This window comes from Fodinicurvata sp. EGI_FJ10296 (assembly GCF_040712075.1).
Taxonomy (GTDB): Bacteria; Pseudomonadota; Alphaproteobacteria; order DSM-16000; family Inquilinaceae; genus JBFCVL01.
This window is the reverse complement of sequence record NZ_JBFCVL010000003.1, coordinates 105,108-121,429: the sequence shown is the minus strand read 5'-3', so window position 1 is coordinate 121,429 and position 16,322 is coordinate 105,108. Positions and strand designations below refer to the sequence as shown.

15 protein-coding genes are annotated in these 16,322 nt (G+C 63.2%); 11 read left to right on the top strand and 4 right to left on the bottom strand.

The genetic code is table 11. The features are described from left to right. The first annotated feature begins 36 nt into the window (after positions 1–36). Genes ABZ728_RS06700 through ABZ728_RS06690 form a run of 3 tightly spaced genes read left to right on the top strand, consistent with a single transcriptional unit; the run spans position 37 to position 3,667 of the window. A complete protein-coding gene (locus ABZ728_RS06700; protein ID WP_366655272.1) occupies positions 37–1,971 on the top strand; it encodes a TRAP transporter permease in 1,935 nt (644 codons plus the stop codon). 13 nt (positions 1,972–1,984) lie between these two features. Then, complete coding sequence (locus ABZ728_RS06695) at positions 1,985–3,358, top strand: acyclic terpene utilization AtuA family protein (protein ID WP_366655271.1); 1,374 nt, start codon at positions 1,985–1,987, stop codon at positions 3,356–3,358. Positions 3,359–3,361: 3 nt separating this feature from the next. Next, positions 3,362–3,667 carry a DUF4387 family protein gene (locus tag ABZ728_RS06690; protein ID WP_366655269.1) on the top strand — a complete coding sequence of 102 codons (306 nt, stop codon included), beginning with the start codon at positions 3,362–3,364 and terminating at the stop codon, positions 3,665–3,667. A gap of 73 nt (positions 3,668–3,740) precedes the next feature. On the opposite strand, the gene ABZ728_RS06685 is transcribed toward ABZ728_RS06690, so the two are convergent. After that, positions 3,741–4,388, bottom strand: coding sequence for a cupin domain-containing protein (locus ABZ728_RS06685; RefSeq protein WP_366655268.1), 648 nt, complete (start codon positions 4,386–4,388; stop codon positions 3,741–3,743). Between the two features lie 260 nt (positions 4,389–4,648). Here ABZ728_RS06685 and ABZ728_RS06680 point away from each other — a divergent pair, with 260 nt between their 5' ends. The 7 genes from ABZ728_RS06680 to ABZ728_RS06650 all read left to right on the top strand — a co-directional run bounded on the left by ABZ728_RS06680 (position 4,649) and on the right by ABZ728_RS06650 (position 11,671). Next, complete coding sequence (locus ABZ728_RS06680; RefSeq protein ID WP_366655267.1) at positions 4,649–6,277, top strand: ABC transporter substrate-binding protein; 1,629 nt, start codon at positions 4,649–4,651, stop codon at positions 6,275–6,277. Positions 6,278–6,342: 65 nt separating this feature from the next. Continuing rightward, positions 6,343–7,284 (top strand): ABC transporter permease, encoded by a 942-nt coding sequence (locus tag ABZ728_RS06675; RefSeq protein ID WP_366655265.1) that lies wholly within the window; start codon positions 6,343–6,345, stop codon positions 7,282–7,284. 9 nt (positions 7,285–7,293) lie between these two features. Then, positions 7,294–8,178 (top strand): ABC transporter permease, encoded by an 885-nt coding sequence (locus ABZ728_RS06670; protein ID WP_366655264.1) that lies wholly within the window; start codon positions 7,294–7,296, stop codon positions 8,176–8,178. 36 nt (positions 8,179–8,214) lie between these two features. Continuing rightward, positions 8,215–9,282 (top strand): ABC transporter ATP-binding protein, encoded by a 1,068-nt coding sequence (locus ABZ728_RS06665; RefSeq protein WP_366655263.1) that lies wholly within the window; start codon positions 8,215–8,217, stop codon positions 9,280–9,282. Next, positions 9,279–10,310, top strand: coding sequence for a dipeptide ABC transporter ATP-binding protein (locus ABZ728_RS06660; protein WP_366655262.1), 1,032 nt, complete (start codon positions 9,279–9,281; stop codon positions 10,308–10,310). The genes ABZ728_RS06665 and ABZ728_RS06660 overlap by 4 nt, the downstream gene beginning before the upstream one ends. Before the next feature lie 38 nt (positions 10,311–10,348). Continuing rightward, on the top strand, positions 10,349–11,482 hold the full coding sequence (locus ABZ728_RS06655; RefSeq protein WP_366655261.1) for a M20 family metallopeptidase: 1,134 nt from the start codon (positions 10,349–10,351) through the stop codon (positions 11,480–11,482). 15 nt (positions 11,483–11,497) lie between these two features. Then, on the top strand, positions 11,498–11,671 hold the full coding sequence (locus ABZ728_RS06650; RefSeq protein ID WP_366655259.1) for a hypothetical protein: 174 nt from the start codon (positions 11,498–11,500) through the stop codon (positions 11,669–11,671). A 315-nt stretch (positions 11,672–11,986) separates the two neighbouring features. On the opposite strand, the gene ABZ728_RS06645 is transcribed toward ABZ728_RS06650, so the two are convergent. The 3 genes from ABZ728_RS06645 to ABZ728_RS06635 form a co-directional block, all read right to left on the bottom strand. Continuing rightward, positions 11,987–13,270 (bottom strand): hydantoinase/carbamoylase family amidase, encoded by a 1,284-nt coding sequence (locus tag ABZ728_RS06645; protein ID WP_366655257.1) that lies wholly within the window; start codon positions 13,268–13,270, stop codon positions 11,987–11,989. Further along, entirely contained in the window at positions 13,267–14,646 is a 1,380-nt protein-coding gene (locus ABZ728_RS06640; RefSeq protein WP_366655256.1) for a dihydroorotase family protein, read from the bottom strand. Before ABZ728_RS06640 ends, ABZ728_RS06645 begins: the two co-directional genes overlap by 4 nt. A 92-nt stretch (positions 14,647–14,738) precedes the next feature. Continuing rightward, the gene (locus ABZ728_RS06635) at positions 14,739–15,284 is read right to left on the bottom strand and encodes a MarR family transcriptional regulator (protein WP_366655254.1); all 546 of its coding nucleotides are present in this window, start codon (positions 15,282–15,284) and stop codon (positions 14,739–14,741) included. Between the two features lie 117 nt (positions 15,285–15,401). On the opposite strand from ABZ728_RS06635, the gene ABZ728_RS06630 reads away from it, so the two are divergent. Next, a complete protein-coding gene (locus tag ABZ728_RS06630; protein WP_366655252.1) occupies positions 15,402–16,322 on the top strand; it encodes an EamA family transporter in 921 nt (306 codons plus the stop codon).

Below are 16,322 nucleotides of genomic sequence, written 5' to 3'. Positions count from 1 at the left end.
GCCAGCAAAGCCGCGCCGCGCCGGGATGGGGCATTGATGATTTCGGCAAAAATGCAGGACTGGCTCCGATCGTTGTCGCCCGTTCGTCAAGGCGTGATCGAGAATACGCGGCGCGGCTGGATTATCGCAGCGATCGCTTTCGCCATGGCGGCCTATCACCTGTGGACCGGATATTTCGGCACGCCGCCGGCACAGTGGCACCGGACCGTTCATGTGGCGTTTCTGCTGTCGCTCTGCTTCCTGATCTATCCGTTTCGGGTGCCCGGCCGGATGCTGGGCACGACGATCGACGCCATACTGCTGACGGTGGCGATCGCCGCGTGCGGCTATATCCTGTGGGATTTCGATGCCTTCGTCCGACGGGCCGGCCGCTTTACGACGACCGACCTGGTTGCGGGCGGCGCTATCATGGTGGTGGTCATCGAGGCGACACGGCGTGCGGTCGGAATGATCATCCCGATGCTGGCCATGCTGGGTCTGCTGTTCACCTATTTCGGTCAGTCGATGCCGGGGACCTTTGCCCATCGCGGTTTTTCCATCGACCAGATCATTTCCTTTCAGGCGCTCCAGCTCGAAGGCGTATTCGGAACGCCGATTGCGGTGATGTCGACCTATATTGTCCTGTTCATCCTGTTCGCGGCCTTTCTCGAAGTCTCGCGGATCGGCGAATTCCTGACCGATCTTGCCTTTGCCACGACGCGCAGGACGCGCGGTGGTCCGGCGAAGGCGACGGTCCTTGCAAGTGCCTTTGTCGGATCCATCTCAGGCAGCGGCGTCGCCAATGTGGCGACGACGGGCACGTTTACCATTCCGTTGATGAAACGCGCCGGCTACAAGCCCCACATGGCGGGCGCGCTAGAGGCAGCGGCGTCGAATGGCGGGCAGATCATGCCCCCGGTCATGGCGGCTGCGGCATTTCTGATGTCGGAAAATACGGGCATTCCCTATGTCTCGATCATCGGCCATGCCACGATTCCGGCGGCACTGTATTTTCTGTCCGTACTCGCTGCCGTGCATTTCATTGCCGTGCGCGACAATCTGGGCATCCATGCCGGCGACAAGACCGAGAGCGCATTGGCGCTGCTGATCCGCAAAGGCGTTCTGCTGTCGCCGATCGCGCTGCTGCTGACCTTGCTGATTTCCGGCTATACCCCGATGTACGCCTGTTTCGCCGCCATCGTCATGCTGATACCGGTTTCGTGGCTGAAGCGCGAGCACAGACTGACGCCCGGCCGCGTCGTTGCCGCCATGATCCGGGGCGCACGCCAATCCGTTCAGATCGGCGTCACCTGCGCCTGCGCAGGGATCGTCATAGGCGCGTTCACGCAAACCGGCGTCGGTTTTCGTTTTTCCAGCATGATCGTCAATTTCAGCGGTGGATATCTTCTCTTCGGTCTCATGATCGCAATGGTTACTTGCATCATACTGGGAATGGGCATGCCGACCTCCGCGGCCTATATTCTCATCGCGTCGCTGGGCGCGTCGGCCCTGATCGATCTGGGCGCCAGCCAGATCTCGGCCCATATGTTCATCCTGTATTTCGCCGTCATGTCGGCCATCACGCCGCCGGTCGCGCTGGCGGCGTATGCGGCTGCGGCGATCGCGGGGTCGGGCGCTCAGCGAACGGCTGTGACCGCGTGCAAACTGGCGATCGTGGCATTCATCGTCCCGTACATGTTCGTCTTTCACGAAGAGCTGCTGTTCATCGGCAGCGCCGGCGGCGTGGCATGGGCCGTCATGACGGCGGCGATCGGCGCCTGCCTGATTGCCGCGGCGACTTTCGGATGCCTGATCCGGCCGATGAGTGCAGCCGAGCGACTGGCCGCCTTTGTCGCCGCCGGGGCCTTGCTCTATCCGGGCCTTGCGACGGACATGATCGGTCTTACTGTCGGAGGGGGTGTCGTCGCCTGGCAGTATTGGCGTTCAAGCCGCGAGGCTCCCAGTCCAGTTCCACAAAGCAATGCCCCATAGGGAGAAGATCACCGTGAGCGAAAAACGCGGCATTCGAATGCTGGCCGTCTCAGGCTGCCTTGGATACGGTTTTACAGAAACGGCTTTTGACGCCGGATTGCAATCAGGCATCGATTTCATCGCCTGTGATGCCGGTTCCATGGACCCGGGTCCATGGTATCTCGGTGCCGGCAAGCCGTACGTCTCCGAACAGGCGCTGCGGCGCGATCTCGAGATCATGCTGGCAGGCGCGCGTCGCGTCGGCGTGCCGGTGATCATCGGATCGGCCGGCGGTGGCGGTGCGACACCCCATGTCGCCATTCTGGAGCGGCTGATCCGTGAAATCGCCGCCGAACGCGGCCTGCATTTCAAACTGGCGGTGATCTCATCGGTGCCGGATCGGGATCTCGTGGCCGAACGTTTGAAGCAGGATCGGATACGGCCTCTGGAGAACGTCCCGCCGTTGACGCCGGAGACGCTTGACCAAACGGATGTCATGGTCGCCATGATGGGTGCGGAGCCTCTGCAAGCCGCGCTTCGCGGTGGTGCGGATGTCGTTCTGGCCGGCCGGTGTTCCGACAGTGCGCTGTTCGCGGCAATACCGCTTATGCAGGGGTATCCCGCCGGCCCGGCCTGGCACCTGGGCAAGACCATCGAATGCGGCGGAGCGATCGTCCGGCCCAAGATCGGTCAGGATTGCGTTATCGGCCACCTGGACGACGACGGATTCGAGGTCGAGCCCGGGCACCCGGACAAGCGATGCACGCCGGAGAGCGTCGCCGCCCATACCTTGTACGAGAACCCCTCGCCATACGATTTCATCGAGCCGTCAGGCGTGGTCGATACCCGTGATGCCACCTATACCGCGCTGGACGACCGGCGGGTCCGGGTGACCGGGTCGCAGTACAATCGGGCGGAAAAATACACGGTCAAACTGGAAGGTGTGCGGTGTGTCGGCCACCGGTCGATCATGATTGCCGGCATTCGCGACAGCCGGCTGATCGAGGAAATTCACTCTTTCTGCGATGCCATGAACGACAGGGTGGTCACCGAAGCGCGCAATCTCGGCATCGCGGACTCCGACTGGACGCTAACGATCCGGCGCTACGGGCTGGACGGCGTCCTGGGCCCGTTGGAACCGCGGCGAAGCGAGCCGGGACACGAACTCGGTCTTGTGCTCGACGTGGTCGGCCGGACGGAGGAAATTGCCGCTTCCGTACTCGCAAAGGCCCGGTACATCGGGATGCATACGGAATTCAAGGGACGCCTTTCGAGTTCCGGCAATCTGGCGATGCCATTCTCTCCATCCGATATTTCCGTCGGGTCGGCCTGGGAATTCTCCCTCTGGCACGCGATGGAACTGGACGATCCCTGCGAAATTTTCCCCATCACCTTTTCGGAAGTGTGACGAATGCCGCGCCTCAAGGATGTTGCCACGACGGTGCGATCGAAGAACGCGGGCGCTTTCCTCGCGACGATCGACGTCATTTTCAAGGACCAGACCGATTTCGAACGGTTCAGGAATAGCGATCTGTTCGGGGCCGAAAAGCTGGAAACCCTGCTCCACTGCGAAAAAGGGGCAGTGGCCGTCATCTTCTATGAAAAGGCGAACGCCGTTAAGATCACGTTCCCGCGTGCGGCTTCATCGGGATCGTTGACCGACAGCGACATCTATGGCGCCCAGTATCACGCGCTGATCATGGATCTGCCGCTTTGACACCGCGTTGAATCAGCGCCTGCCGTCGGGCGCGGGGACAGGTTTGCCCGTTCCCCGCCGGTTGACGGTTCTGTCAGAACGTCGGCGGTGTGTTGACCCACAGGATGCGGGCTTCGTCGTCGCCGATGTTGCGGTATCCGTGCAGCCGCACCGACGGGAAATAGAACGCGTCGCCCGGCGTCAGGATATGGGTTTCGGTGTCGAGGTGCAGTTCGATCCGGCCTGACAGGACATAGCCGACCTCCTCGCCCTCGTGCTGGATCTGGCCGTCGCTGCCGCCGCCGGGTTCGATGATATGAATATTGCACTGGAGCAGGTGCCGTTCCGAATAGGGCACGATGCGTTCCAGCTTCAGGCCGTCGCCCCGGCGCAGCGGGTCGAGATCGACCACTGGCCGGCGGCCCTGGCGCAGCACGGCATCCGGCGGCTTGTCGGCGTTCTCGAACAATGATCCCAGATTGATGCCGAGTACCCGGACGATGCGGTGGAGCATGGTCAGGGACGGTGCGCCCTTGTTGTTCTCGATCTTCGACAGATAGCCTTCCGAACAGCCAGCGCTGGATGCAACCTCCTTGAGGCTCAATCCACGCACCCGGCGCGCATGCTTCAGCCGTGTTCCGATATCGATGGCGTCGGGCGGATTCGCTTCGCCCACCGGCCCCTCGACGACCCCTTCATCCTCCCCGGTATCCCGGCTTTCGGCCCTTGAAGCGCGGTTCATTCCATTGCCCCGGTTGCGGTCGTCATGGGTGTCGGCCCCGCAGAAGCGGACCTGCAGTCGGCAAAATAACCGGTGCCGGTCGCTGCTTGTCAATGGCATTGCCCTGCGGGAAAGTGACTTGCATCATGTCGCGGTACGATGGTACGGGTGAATGAGAAACTCGATGAACGATCGTCCGGGATCGGGTCGGCAACCAGGGGGCGAAGGCTCCTCATTGCCAGCCAGGTTCAATGAGAACGAAACGAACAAGGAGGCGGATTATGACGTACAGTCTTCGCAGTCGGACTCCCTCGTCTGGCCTGAGAACCATGCTGGGCGCGAGTTTGCTTGCCGTTCCGCTGGTCGCGGCGGCCACGCTGGCGACACCCGCGGTGGCGGATGACGAGGAGTCCGTTCTGCGCATCGTGCCGCACGCCGATCTGCGCAACATCGACCCGATCTGGACGACGGCCTATATCACGCGCAATCACGGCTATCTCGTCTGGGACACGCTGTTCGCCCTGGACGAAAATCTCGAAGTGCAGCCGCAGATGGTCGACACCCACGAGGTGAGCGACGACGGTCTGGTCTATACCTTCACCCTGCGCGAAGGCATGACGTTCCACGACGGCGCGCCGGTGACCGCGGACGATGCGGTCGCGTCGCTGGAGCGCTGGGCGGCGCGCGACGGCATGGGCCAGAAGCTGATGGATTTCACGGACTCCATCGAATCCGTGGACGACCTGACATTCACGCTGACGCTGTCTGAACCGTATGGCCTGGTGCTGGAATCGCTGGGCAAGATCTCGTCGAACGTTCCGTTCATCATGCCGCAACGCCTGGCCGAGACGGACCCCAACACGCAGATCGAGGAGGTTATCGGCTCCGGCCCGTTCCGCTTCGTGGAGGAGGAATGGCAGCCGGGCAACCGGGTCGTCTACGAGCGTTTCGAGGACTATGTCCCGCGCGACGAACCCGCCAGTTATGCGGCCGGCGGCAAGGTTGCCAATGTCGACCGGGTCGAGTGGCATTACATCCCCGATGCGTCCACGGCGACCCAGGCGCTGCTGGCCGGCGAGGTCGATTATTACGAGGAACCGCCGGTCGATCTTCTGCCGATGCTGGAACAGGACTCGGGGATCAACATCGAGCTGATCGATCCTCTGGGATCGCAGGGCGTCATCCGGCCGAACTTCCTGCACCCGCCTTTCGATGACGTCTACGCCCGCCGCGCGCTGATGATGGCGGTTCAGCAAAGCGATTACATGTACGCCATCCTGGGCAATCCGGAATATTTCGAGGAATTCTGCGGTGCCTATTTCATGTGCGGCGGCCCGTACGAAACGGATGTCGGCAGCGAGCCGCTTGAGGAAAAGAACCTGGACGAGGCGCGCGCGCTGCTCGAACAGTCGGATTACGATGGCCGCGAGGTGCTGATCCTGGATCCGACCGACACTCCCGTGGCCCACGGTCAGGCGCTGGTCACGGCGCAGGCGCTGCGCGAAATCGGCATGAATGTACGGCTGGTCGCCATGGACTGGGCGACCATGACCTCGCGCCGGGCCGTTCGCGAGGCGCCGGAGGAGGGTGGCTGGAACATCTTCCCGACCTGGTGGCTGGCCGTCGATCAGCTGAACCCGATCAGCAACATCTCGGTTTCCGGTTCCGGCGACGATGCCTGGTTCGGCTGGCCCGAGAACGAAACGATCGAACAGCTTCGCGACGATTTCGCCCGGGCCGAGGGCTTCGACGCCCAGATGGCGGTCGTGGAAGAACTGCAGCAGGAACTGTACGACTTCGTCCCCTATATCCCGACCGGTCAGTACTATCAGCCGACAGCCTATCGGGATAACGTGACGGGCGTCATGAACACGCCGGTGCCGTTCTTCTGGAACATCGAAGTCGAATGACCCCCCGGATGAAGACCCATAGGGCGCCGTCGCACTCCATGACCAGACAAGGGTAACAAAGCCGCATGCTTGCCTATGTCATTCGACGCGTCCTGGCCACTATCCCCATCATGGGGATAGTGGCGGTCTTCGTGTTCCTGATGCTCCATATGAGTCCGGGCGACCCGGCGGTGATCATCGCCGGTGACTTCGCCGGACCGGAAGAGGTCGAGGAGATCCGCCGTCAGCTGGGGCTTCATCAGCCCCTGATCGTGCAGTTCGGCAGCTGGCTGGGCTCGCTGCTGCAGGGCGACCTCGGCACCTCGATCTATTCGGGCCTGCCGGTCACCCGGCTGATCGGTCAAAGGGTGGAGCCGACGCTGCTGCTGACCCTGTGCACGATCGCCATCGCGGTCACCTGCGCCATACCACTGGGTGTCATCGCCGCCTGGAAGGCGGGCGGCTGGCTGGACCGGATCGTCATGGCGTTTGCCGTCATGGGCTTTTCGATGCCGGTCTTCGTGCTGGGCTATTTCCTTATTGCCGGCGGATCGATGCAACTCGGCTGGTTTCCGGTGCAGGGCTATACCAGCCTGTTCGTCAACCCATGGGAATTTCTGCTTCATATCACGCTGCCGGCGATCACGCTGGGGGTTGTCTACATGGCGCTGATTGCGCGCATGACCCGGGCGACGATGCTGGAAGTGCTGAACGAGGATTATATCCGCACCGCCTATGCCAAGGGCGTGCCGACACACAAGGTGCTGATCAAGCACGCGCTGAAAAACGCCATGGTGCCGATCGTGACCACGATCGGTCTCGGCGTCGCGCTGCTGATCGGGGGTGTGGTGGTGACCGAAAGCGTGTTCGCGATCCCCGGGCTGGGGCGGCTGACCGTCGATGCGGTGCTCAGGACCGATTATCCCGTCATCCAGGCCGTGATCCTCGTGTTCTCCTTCGCCTATGTCCTGCTCAATCTTCTGGTGGATCTCAGCTATGTCCTGTTCGATCCCCGCATCCGGTACTGAGGCCAACGCATGAGCGCCGAGACAAGGGACCTGACGGTGTCCAGCCGGGTGGCCGAAACCTTCGCCTCCATGGGCGACGGCCTGCGCCGCAATCCGACCATGCTGTTCGGCCTGGTGGTGCTGTTCATCATGGCGTTCGCGTCGTTCGTCGGGCCGTATTTCGGCGTCGCGGATCCGCTGCGGCAGAACGCCATCGACCGGCTGCAGGGCGCCAGCGCCAGCAACTGGTTCGGCACCGATATGTATGGCCGCGATCTGTTCAGCCGGGTCCTTCACGGCGGCCAGATCTCGCTGGTGGTCGGGTTGAGCGTCGCGTTCCTGTCAACCGTGCTCGGCCTCGCCATCGGCCTTGCCAGCGGTTTCAACCGCCATGTCGACGCCGTCGTCATGCGGCTGATGGATGCGCTGATGTCGATCCCGGCGATCCTGCTGGCCATTGCGCTGGTGGCGCTGTGGGGCAGCAACGTGCCCAACGTCATCCTCGCGCTGACCATCCCCGAGGTGCCGAGGGTGGTGCGGCTGGTGCGCTCGGTCGTGCTGATGCTGCGCGATCAGCTGTTCGTTCAGGCCGCCGTCGCATCGGGAACGCCGACCTGGAAGATCCTGCTGCGGCACATCCTGCCCAACGCGGTGCCGCCGTTGATCGTCCAGGCCACGTATATCTGCGCGCAAGCGGTCATCTTCGAAGCTTATCTCAGCTTTGTCGGCGCCGGCACGCCGCCGGAGATCCCGAGCTGGGGCAACATCATGGCCGAAGGACGCATGTATTTTCATTCGAACTTCGCAATCATCCTGTTTCCGGGGCTGTTCCTCGCGATCACCGTCTTCGCCATCAATACCTTCGGCGACGGCCTGCGCGACAGCCTCGACCCCCGCATGGCGCGGCGCGTCTGACGACAGCGTGACGAACAGGTGAAAGGTCCGACATTCATGGCGAATTCTTCCCCGTCGACGCTGCTGTCGACGAGCGGCGACGTAAACGACGCGACGCAGAACGACGAACCGGTGCTGGAGGTCGACGACCTGCGAACCTGGTTCGACACCCGTGACGGCGTTGTAAAGGCTGTCGACGGGCTGAGTTTCTCCGTCAAACCCGGCGAGATCCTGGGTGTCGTCGGGGAGTCCGGCTGCGGCAAGTCGATCACGTCGCTGTCGATCATGCGCCTGGTGCCGAGGCCGCCCGGCCGGTTCGCCAGCGGCCGGATTCTGTACAAGGGCCGCGATCTGCTGACACTGTCCGAGCGGGAAATGCGCCGGGTGCGCGGCAACGACATCTCGATGATCTTCCAGGATCCGATGAGTTCGCTGAACCCGGTGCTGAGCATCGGCGATCAGCTTACCGAAGCCATCATGCTGCACCAGCACATGCCGCCGAAGGCCGCGCTCGCCCACGCCGAAGAGATGCTGAAGCTGGTGCACATCCCCGAGCCCCATCGGCGCGTTCAGGAATACCCGCACCAGCTTTCCGGCGGCATGCGCCAGCGCGTGATGATCGCCATGGCGCTGTCGTGCAATCCGTCGGTGCTGATCGCCGATGAACCGACCACGGCGCTGGACGTGACGATTCAGGCGCAGATCCTGGCGCTGATGGAGGAGATCCGCGACACGTTGAAGACGGCGATCGTCCTGATCACCCACGATCTGGGCGTGGTCGCGGAAATGGCCGACCGCGTGCTGGTCATGTATGCCGGCCGCAAGGTCGAGGAGGCGGATGTCTACACCCTGTTCGACCGTCCGCTGCATCCCTATACGCGCGGCCTGATGACATCGGTGCCGCGCATCGAGGCCGCGGAAATGGACGGCGGGCGGCATCGGCTGACTGAAATCCCCGGTATCGTGCCAGCGCTGTCGGATCTGCCGGCGGGCTGTACCTTTGCCGACCGCTGCCCCTTCGTCCGCGACCATTGCCGCGAAACCTATCCGCCACTGGAACAGAAGAAGCCGGGACATCTGGCCGCCTGCTGGGAAAGCGATCGCCTGCCGGAGTGGACGCTATGAGCATGGATACCGAAACCATCGACGCGACGACCGGCCCGCGCGCACAGGGCGCCGCCGCGCCCGAACCGCCGCTGCTGGACGTGCGCAACCTGAAAAAGCATTTCCCGATCACCAGCGGCCTGTTCGGGCGGGAGTCCGCGCGCGTCTATGCCGTCGACGGTATCAGCTTTTCCGTCGCCCGGGGCGAGACGCTGGGCGTGGTCGGAGAGTCCGGTTGCGGCAAGTCGACGGCGGGCAAGACAATCCTGAAGCTGATCGAGCCGACATCGGGCGAGATCCGGCTGAACGGGCACGACATCACGCGGTTCAGCCGGGCGCAGATGCATCCGTATCGGCGCCAGATGCAGGTCATTTTTCAGGACCCGTATGCCTCGCTCAATCAGCGCATGCGCGCGCGGGACATCGTTGCCGAACCGCTGGGCAATTATCCCGAGGGGGCGTCGGCAAAGGTACGGGCCGAGCGGGCGGCGGCGCTCTTCGAGCGCGTCGGATTGCGCCAGGACTTTCTCCATCGCTATCCGCACGAGTTCTCCGGCGGTCAGCGCCAGCGGCTGGGCATAGCACGGGCGCTGGCCCTGAACCCGGAACTGATCATTGCCGACGAACCGGTGTCGGCGCTGGACGTTTCGGTTCAGGCTCAGGTCATCAACCTGATGATGGACCTGCAGGAAGAGTTCAATCTGTCTTACCTGTTCATCGCGCATGATCTGGCCGTGGTTCAACACATCAGCCACCGCATTGCCGTCATGTATCTGGGTCGGGTCGTCGAGATCACCGACAAGCGCAGCCTGTTCAAGAATCCGCAGCATCCCTACACCGAAGCCCTGCTGGCGGCGGCGCCGCTGCCCAATCCGCGCCGGCGCGGCAAACGCACGATCCTGACGGGCGACGTCCCCAGCCCGATGAATCCACCCAGAGGATGCCATTTCAACACCCGCTGCCCCTATGCCGTAAAGCGCTGTTTCGAAGAGGAACCGCTGCTGCGGGAAGTCGCGCCCGGCCATCAGGCGGCCTGCCACCTGCGCTAGCGGCCGGCGGCGGCAATAACGAAGACGGAGAATTCGATATGACGACGGCGCCGAGCGGACTGACCCTCACCCGCGACCTCCTCGCCTTCGATACCGTGAGCCCGCCGGGCAACGAGCGTCCTTGCGTCGAGCATATCGCCGGTCTGCTGAAGCCTGCCGGATTCGATCTGGCATTTCACGAGTTCGCGCCCGGACGGCCCAGCCTGGTGGCGACGCTGCCGGCCGATGGTCCCGCCGACAGGGCGCCGATCGCCTATTCCGGTCATGTCGACACGGTGCCACTGGGCCGTGCCCCATGGTCGGTCGACCCGTTTGCCGGTGAGGTGCGCGACGGGCGCCTGTATGGGCGCGGATCCAGCGACATGAAAAGCGGTGTCGCCGCTTGCGTGCTTGCGGGTCTGGCGCTGTCCCAGCGCAGCGGCCGGCGCGCCGACGTCGTGCTTGTCATCAGCGCCGGTGAGGAAACGGGATGCGAGGGTGTTATGCATCTGGCCCGGACGCCGGGCGCTTTGCCGCAACTGGGGGCACTGGTGGTCGCCGAGCCGACCGACAACCGCCCGATGGTCGGGCACAAGGGCGCGCTGTGGCTGACGCTCGGCTTCGAGGGCGTTACCGCTCATGGCTCGATGCCGGAAAAGGGCGACAACGCGATCTTCAAGGCCTGCGCGGCGGTGACGAAACTGCAGCAGTTCGCCTTCGGCGTTTCGCCCCACCCCGTGATGGGCGGGCTGAGCCTGAATGTCGGCACCATGTCAGCCGGGCTGAATATCAACTCCGTGCCCGATTCCGCCGAAATCGGTGTCGATATCCGCACCGTCGTCGGTCAGACCAACGCCGAGGCGCGAATGCAGCTCGATGCCGTGCTGGAAGGGGCGGCGCGTTTCACGACACTGACCGACATGGACCATGTCTATACCGATCCCGAAACGCCCTGGATGCAGCGGGCGTTTGAATTATGGGCGCAGGATTTCGGCCGGTCGCCATCGGTCGAGACCGCGACCTATTTCACCGATGCCTCCGTCCTGAAACCGGCCTGCGGCAACCCGCCGACGCTGATCATGGGGCCGGGCCCCATGGCCATGGCGCATCAGACCGACGAATACTGTGACGTCGACGCCATTGACGCCTGCACCGATTATTTCGTGCGCCTGGGGCTGGACCATGTCGCGTAGACTGGCGCCGGACTGATGACGCGCCCGACCCACTGCCTTAGCTGCGGCCGACCGGTCAACCGCTATGCCGCGACCTGCCAGCACTGCGGCGCGGCACAGCCGCAGAAACGCCTTGGGGGCGTGGTGGGGCTGGTCGGCCTGCTGCTGCTGCTCGCCCTGACCGTGGTCTGGGCGCTGTTCGGGGGGTGAGGGGAAAAGGCCGCGATGCCGCACGAAATCCCTGTCCCGGACCAGCCGCCACCCTGACCAATTCCCGGGTGCTGTGCGGCACGGAGTGACGCATTGCTGACCCGGGATCTGGTGCAGAAACTTCCCACGGATGAAACGCGAACCGCGCCTATCCGGAAGGACGATCAAAGGTGGGCACTGGGGTCAGACCAGCCCCAGAAAGGACAGGATGAAAAAGACGACGACGACGAGCCCGACGAGATAGATCAAACTATGCATAACTTAATCCTAATGTTGCATGGTCTGTCTAACTGAGCATCTTGTGGTATGCAAAGACTATTCTCCCGATCCATGCCGGCGTTCCCGGCGCCTGGCGATGGCCCGGCCCATCACCTCGCAGGCCAGGCGGAAATCGTCGATCCGCATCGACTCATCCGGGTTGTGGCTGCCATTCTGGCTTCGAATGAAGACCATGGCCGTTGGGATACCGGCCTCGGAAAAGGCCGCCGCATCATGGCCGGCACCGCTGGGCATGGTCAGGGTCTTGATGTCGGCTTCGTCGGCGCTTTTCTCCAGCAAAGCCACCAGACCATCGTCCATGGCGCGGATCGGCGGCCCACTGTCACCGCCAATCTTGAAGTCGACACCGAACGTCTCTGAAATCGTGTCGATCAAGGTGTATAGCCGGTCCATGAATCGCTTCAGGGCCTCCGCCTCGATGGCCCGGATATCGATGGTCACATTGACCTTTCCGGGAATGCGGCTGAACGCGTTCAGTTCGGGATCCGTTTGAACGATTCCGAACGTGACCAGAAGAAAGTCGCCGTCTTCCTCCATCCCCCGCCAGATGGTGTTCGTTTGGTCGATGAAGGCGGCTGTGGCGGCCATGGCGTCGTGCCGATAGGTCCGGGGTTCCGCACCGGCATGGGCCCAGACGCCCGTTACCGTCATGTCACGGAAGCGATGGCCGCCGGCAATTGCGCTCACCACGCCGACCGGAATTCCCGCCGTTTCCAGAACCGGCCCTTGCTCGATATGCATTTCGAAAAAGCTGTCGATCTTCTCAGGTGTCAGGAGCGCTTCGCCGCGTTTGACCGCCGCTGAATCATAGCCGCATTCATCGATATGAGAGGCCAGCGTGCGGCCGGTATCGGACCGGCGCAGCAGTTCGAGCTGTTCGGCCGGCAGACGGCCCAGCGCCATGCGCGAGCCGATATATGAATGCGGAAACCAGCAGCTTTCCTCACCCCGGAAGGCGACGACCGACAGCCCGCGTTCGCCGGGCCGGTCGGCGGCTTCTTTCAGGCAGGCAAGCCCCGCCGCCACGCCAGCGGCGCCGTCGACATTGCCGCCCTGACGAACACTGTCCAGATGACTGCCCGTGACGACGACGGGCAGGGCCGGATCCTTGCCGTTGATATGGGCGATCGTGTTGCCGGCGGCATCGTGGATTACGGTTGCCCCGATTTCACGCGCCAGTTCGGCGAAAAGGCCATGGGCGAATTCTTCTCCGGGGCCATAGGCGATCCGGGTCATGCCCCGTCCGGACGGATCGCCGGTTTCCTTCTCCAGGCCGTCGAGCAACCGTGTCGCAAAGGAAAAGCTGTTGTCGGTCATCATTGTTGGGAAACCCGCGTTTCTGGTGCCGATGTCGGACGGATGAAGCGCCCGAAGCCGGGCTCCTGCACGATGGCCGAGCCGTCCCAGACCAACGCACCGCGCACAAATGTCGCCTGAACCCGAACATCCATGGTCATGCCGTCATAGGGGCTCCAGTCGAGAACCGACAATGTATTGCCGCTGTCGTATTTGAACGAACCCGGCTCGATGACGACCAGATCGGCGTCGTAGCCCGTTGCGATCAACCCCTTGTCGGGCAGGAAGCCGAAATGCCGGGCGGGATTGAGCGAGACCAGCCGCGTCGCCAGCGACAGGGGTACATCGCGGCGAAGACAGGCCGTCAGGAACAGCGGCATGAACGCATCGACACCGGGCAGGCCGGAGGCGTTCTTCAGCATGTTGTCGTTGTTCTTGCGATCGAGCGACCAGCAGACATGGTCGCTGGAGACGATATCGATCTGACCGGCGACCAGATGCCGCCAGAGGCGTTCGCGCTCCGGCGCTGGACGGATCGGCGGGTTGATCTTGCCGAAGCCGCCAAGCCGACGCACATCGTCGTCTTCCGTCAGGGCAAGGTGGGGCAGCAGAACCTCCACCGACGCGGCGTGTCCCTGGCGCTTATAGCTCTCGCAGATCTCGATCCCGCGCGAGATCGAACAATGGACCACGTGGGCGCGGGCCCCGGCCGTGACGCCCGCTTCGTAGATTTCCAGCATGGCCATGGCCTCGTTCAAGACCGGGCGTGTGGCGGCGTGGACCTCTGGTGAGTTCAGTCCGTCCTTTCTTGCCTTGGCGATGCAGGCATCCACGATTTCCTGATTCTCGTTGTGAACACCGGAGACGAGGCCAAAGGCGCCCGCCGCGGCAAAGGCCTCGGCCAGCAGCGCCGTCGGAATTCGTGGAAAGCGGCCGGGATCGGATTCATAGGTCGAGAACTTGAAGGCGCTGGCACCGGCGCGCGCCAGATCGGCGATGTTGGCCGTGCCGTCAGACGGATGGATCGTGGCATACAGACCGACATCGATCACGGCCTCGGCTTCGATTTCCCGCCGCTTGGCGTCGAAATTTTCAACATTGGCGATCAGCCGGCCGTCGTCATAGGGCATATCGCAAAACGCCGTCACGCCGCCCGATGCGGCGGAGCGGGTCGATCGGCCAAACCCCTCCTGACCCCGCTGGCTGAGAGAGTGGACATGGGCGTCGATCGCCCCGGCCATCACCCAGGCGCCGCGCGCGTCATGCACCGTCGTGGCCGATGGCGGCGGGCCATCCCCGACCATGGCGATCCGTCCCTGACTCACCGCAACCCAGCCGTCCTTGACGATCCGCTGCGGCAGGACAAGGTCCCCCCGTACGACAAGATCGAAATCCGTCATATAACTCTCCCCTTTATCGGCCCCGTTCTGTCGGGGCTGCTATCATCCAATGATAGGCACTGTATCGGGCATGGGCCCGGTGGGGAAGCGGGTCAGGACGCCGTCGGGATGAGCTTGTCATCCTGCGCATAATTCCGGGACCATCTCTCTGAGTCCGGATCGGCAGCGGCTTCCATCTTCTTGAGCAGCCCCTCGAGAATGTGCCGCTCCTCGTCGGACAGGCAACTCGTGAGCCTTGCCTGATTGGCCACGTGATCCTCCACGACCTCATCTATCTTGGCCAGCCCGGCATCGGTGAGCCTGACCGAGGCCCGGCGGGCGTCCCTCGTGTCCACGATCCGCTCGATGAGGCCGCTTGCCTCCAGCCGCTGGATACGATTGGTCGTCGACCCCGAACTGATCATCATCCAGTCGACCATCTCGCCGATCGAGCGGCTGTAGGGCGGGCCGGCGCGACGCAAGGTGGCGAGAACGTCGAACGCGGCCGCATTGATGTCATGCCTGGCAAACACGACCGCCATCGAGGCCGTGAAAATGTCCGACACCCGGCTGATGCGGCCGACCGTGCCCATCGGCGTCACATTCAGGTCGGGGCGCTGCTCGCGCCACTGAGAGAGAATCTGGTCTACCCTGTCCATGTCTCATCCTACAGCCGTTAGGGGCGGCACTCAAGAGTGTTATTTTGACGTAGAGATAAATATCTTGACGTAGAGATATTGCAGGGAGATATTCCAGTGTAACAAGGAATGGGAAGCATGAGACAACCCGCCATCATCGCCGTGACCGCACTGGTTCCCGCCATATGGGGGAGCACATTCGTCGTGACGACCGAGCTCCTGCCGCCCGATCACGCGCTCACGAACGCCTGCCTACGCGCGCTTCCAGCTGGTCTCGCCTTGCTGGCAGTTACCCGGCAATTGCCGCATCCGTCCTGGATCGGAAAGCTGCTCATTGTCTCGGCTCTCAATTTTTCGATCTTCTGGTGGCTTCTTTTCGAGGCTGCCTACCGACTGCCGGGCGGCGTCGCCGCCACGGTGGGATCGGTGCAGCCGCTTATCGTCTTCACCCTTTCGGCACTGCTCCTCGGAACGCGGGTCAGCATCCTGGTCTATGTCGCCGGGATCGGCGGTGTCATCGGGGTCGCGCTCCTGGCGCTTACGCCCGAAGCGTCGGTCGATCCGGTAGGGATTGCCGCGGCCATCGCCGGCGCCGTCTCGATGGCGCTTGGCGTTGTGTTGACGAAGCGATGGCAGTTTCCGGTCTCGCCCCTGACCTTTGCATCCTGGCAGCTGGTTATCGGGGGGCTGCTTCTGGCCCCGGCTGCGATCCTGATCGACCCGCCCATGCCAACCATCAGCGTCGCCAATCTGGCGGGCTACTTCTATCTGGCGCTGATCGGCGGCGCGGTGACATACACGGTATGGTTCTGGGGTGTCGCGCAACTCGGACCGATCACCCCGACGACGCTCGGGTTCTTCAGTCCAGTCTCCGCCCTGTTTCTCGGATGGATCATCCTGGGGCAATCAATGACCTCGCTGCAACTGTCCGGGGTCGTGCTGATCGTGGTGAGTGTTGCAGTCGGGGTGTGGATGCAGCGAACAATTATTGCGCAGCGGGCGCAGCCAGGACGCGGCCCGGGTCGCGCACCGGATGCACTGGCTGCAAGAGACATTTGA

Coding starts and splice junctions, on each gene's coding strand:
- ABZ728_RS06655 (WP_366655261.1), top strand. CDS start 10,349: ATGACGACGGCGCCGAGCGGACTGACCCTCACCCGCGACCTCCTCGCC.
- ABZ728_RS06640 (WP_366655256.1), bottom strand. CDS start 14,646: ATGACGGATTTCGATCTTGTCGTACGGGGGGACCTTGTCCTGCCGCAG.
- ABZ728_RS06685 (WP_366655268.1), bottom strand. CDS start 4,388: ATGAACCGCGCTTCAAGGGCCGAAAGCCGGGATACCGGGGAGGATGAA.
- ABZ728_RS06650 (WP_366655259.1), top strand. CDS start 11,498: ATGACGCGCCCGACCCACTGCCTTAGCTGCGGCCGACCGGTCAACCGC.
- ABZ728_RS06680 (WP_366655267.1), top strand. CDS start 4,649: ATGACGTACAGTCTTCGCAGTCGGACTCCCTCGTCTGGCCTGAGAACC.
- ABZ728_RS06660 (WP_366655262.1), top strand. CDS start 9,279: ATGAGCATGGATACCGAAACCATCGACGCGACGACCGGCCCGCGCGCA.
- ABZ728_RS06635 (WP_366655254.1), bottom strand. CDS start 15,284: ATGGACAGGGTAGACCAGATTCTCTCTCAGTGGCGCGAGCAGCGCCCC.
- ABZ728_RS06645 (WP_366655257.1), bottom strand. CDS start 13,270: ATGATGACCGACAACAGCTTTTCCTTTGCGACACGGTTGCTCGACGGC.
- ABZ728_RS06665 (WP_366655263.1), top strand. CDS start 8,215: ATGGCGAATTCTTCCCCGTCGACGCTGCTGTCGACGAGCGGCGACGTA.
- ABZ728_RS06690 (WP_366655269.1), top strand. CDS start 3,362: ATGCCGCGCCTCAAGGATGTTGCCACGACGGTGCGATCGAAGAACGCG.
- ABZ728_RS06700 (WP_366655272.1), top strand. CDS start 37: ATGATTTCGGCAAAAATGCAGGACTGGCTCCGATCGTTGTCGCCCGTT.
- ABZ728_RS06670 (WP_366655264.1), top strand. CDS start 7,294: ATGAGCGCCGAGACAAGGGACCTGACGGTGTCCAGCCGGGTGGCCGAA.
- ABZ728_RS06675 (WP_366655265.1), top strand. CDS start 6,343: ATGCTTGCCTATGTCATTCGACGCGTCCTGGCCACTATCCCCATCATG.
- ABZ728_RS06630 (WP_366655252.1), top strand. CDS start 15,402: ATGAGACAACCCGCCATCATCGCCGTGACCGCACTGGTTCCCGCCATA.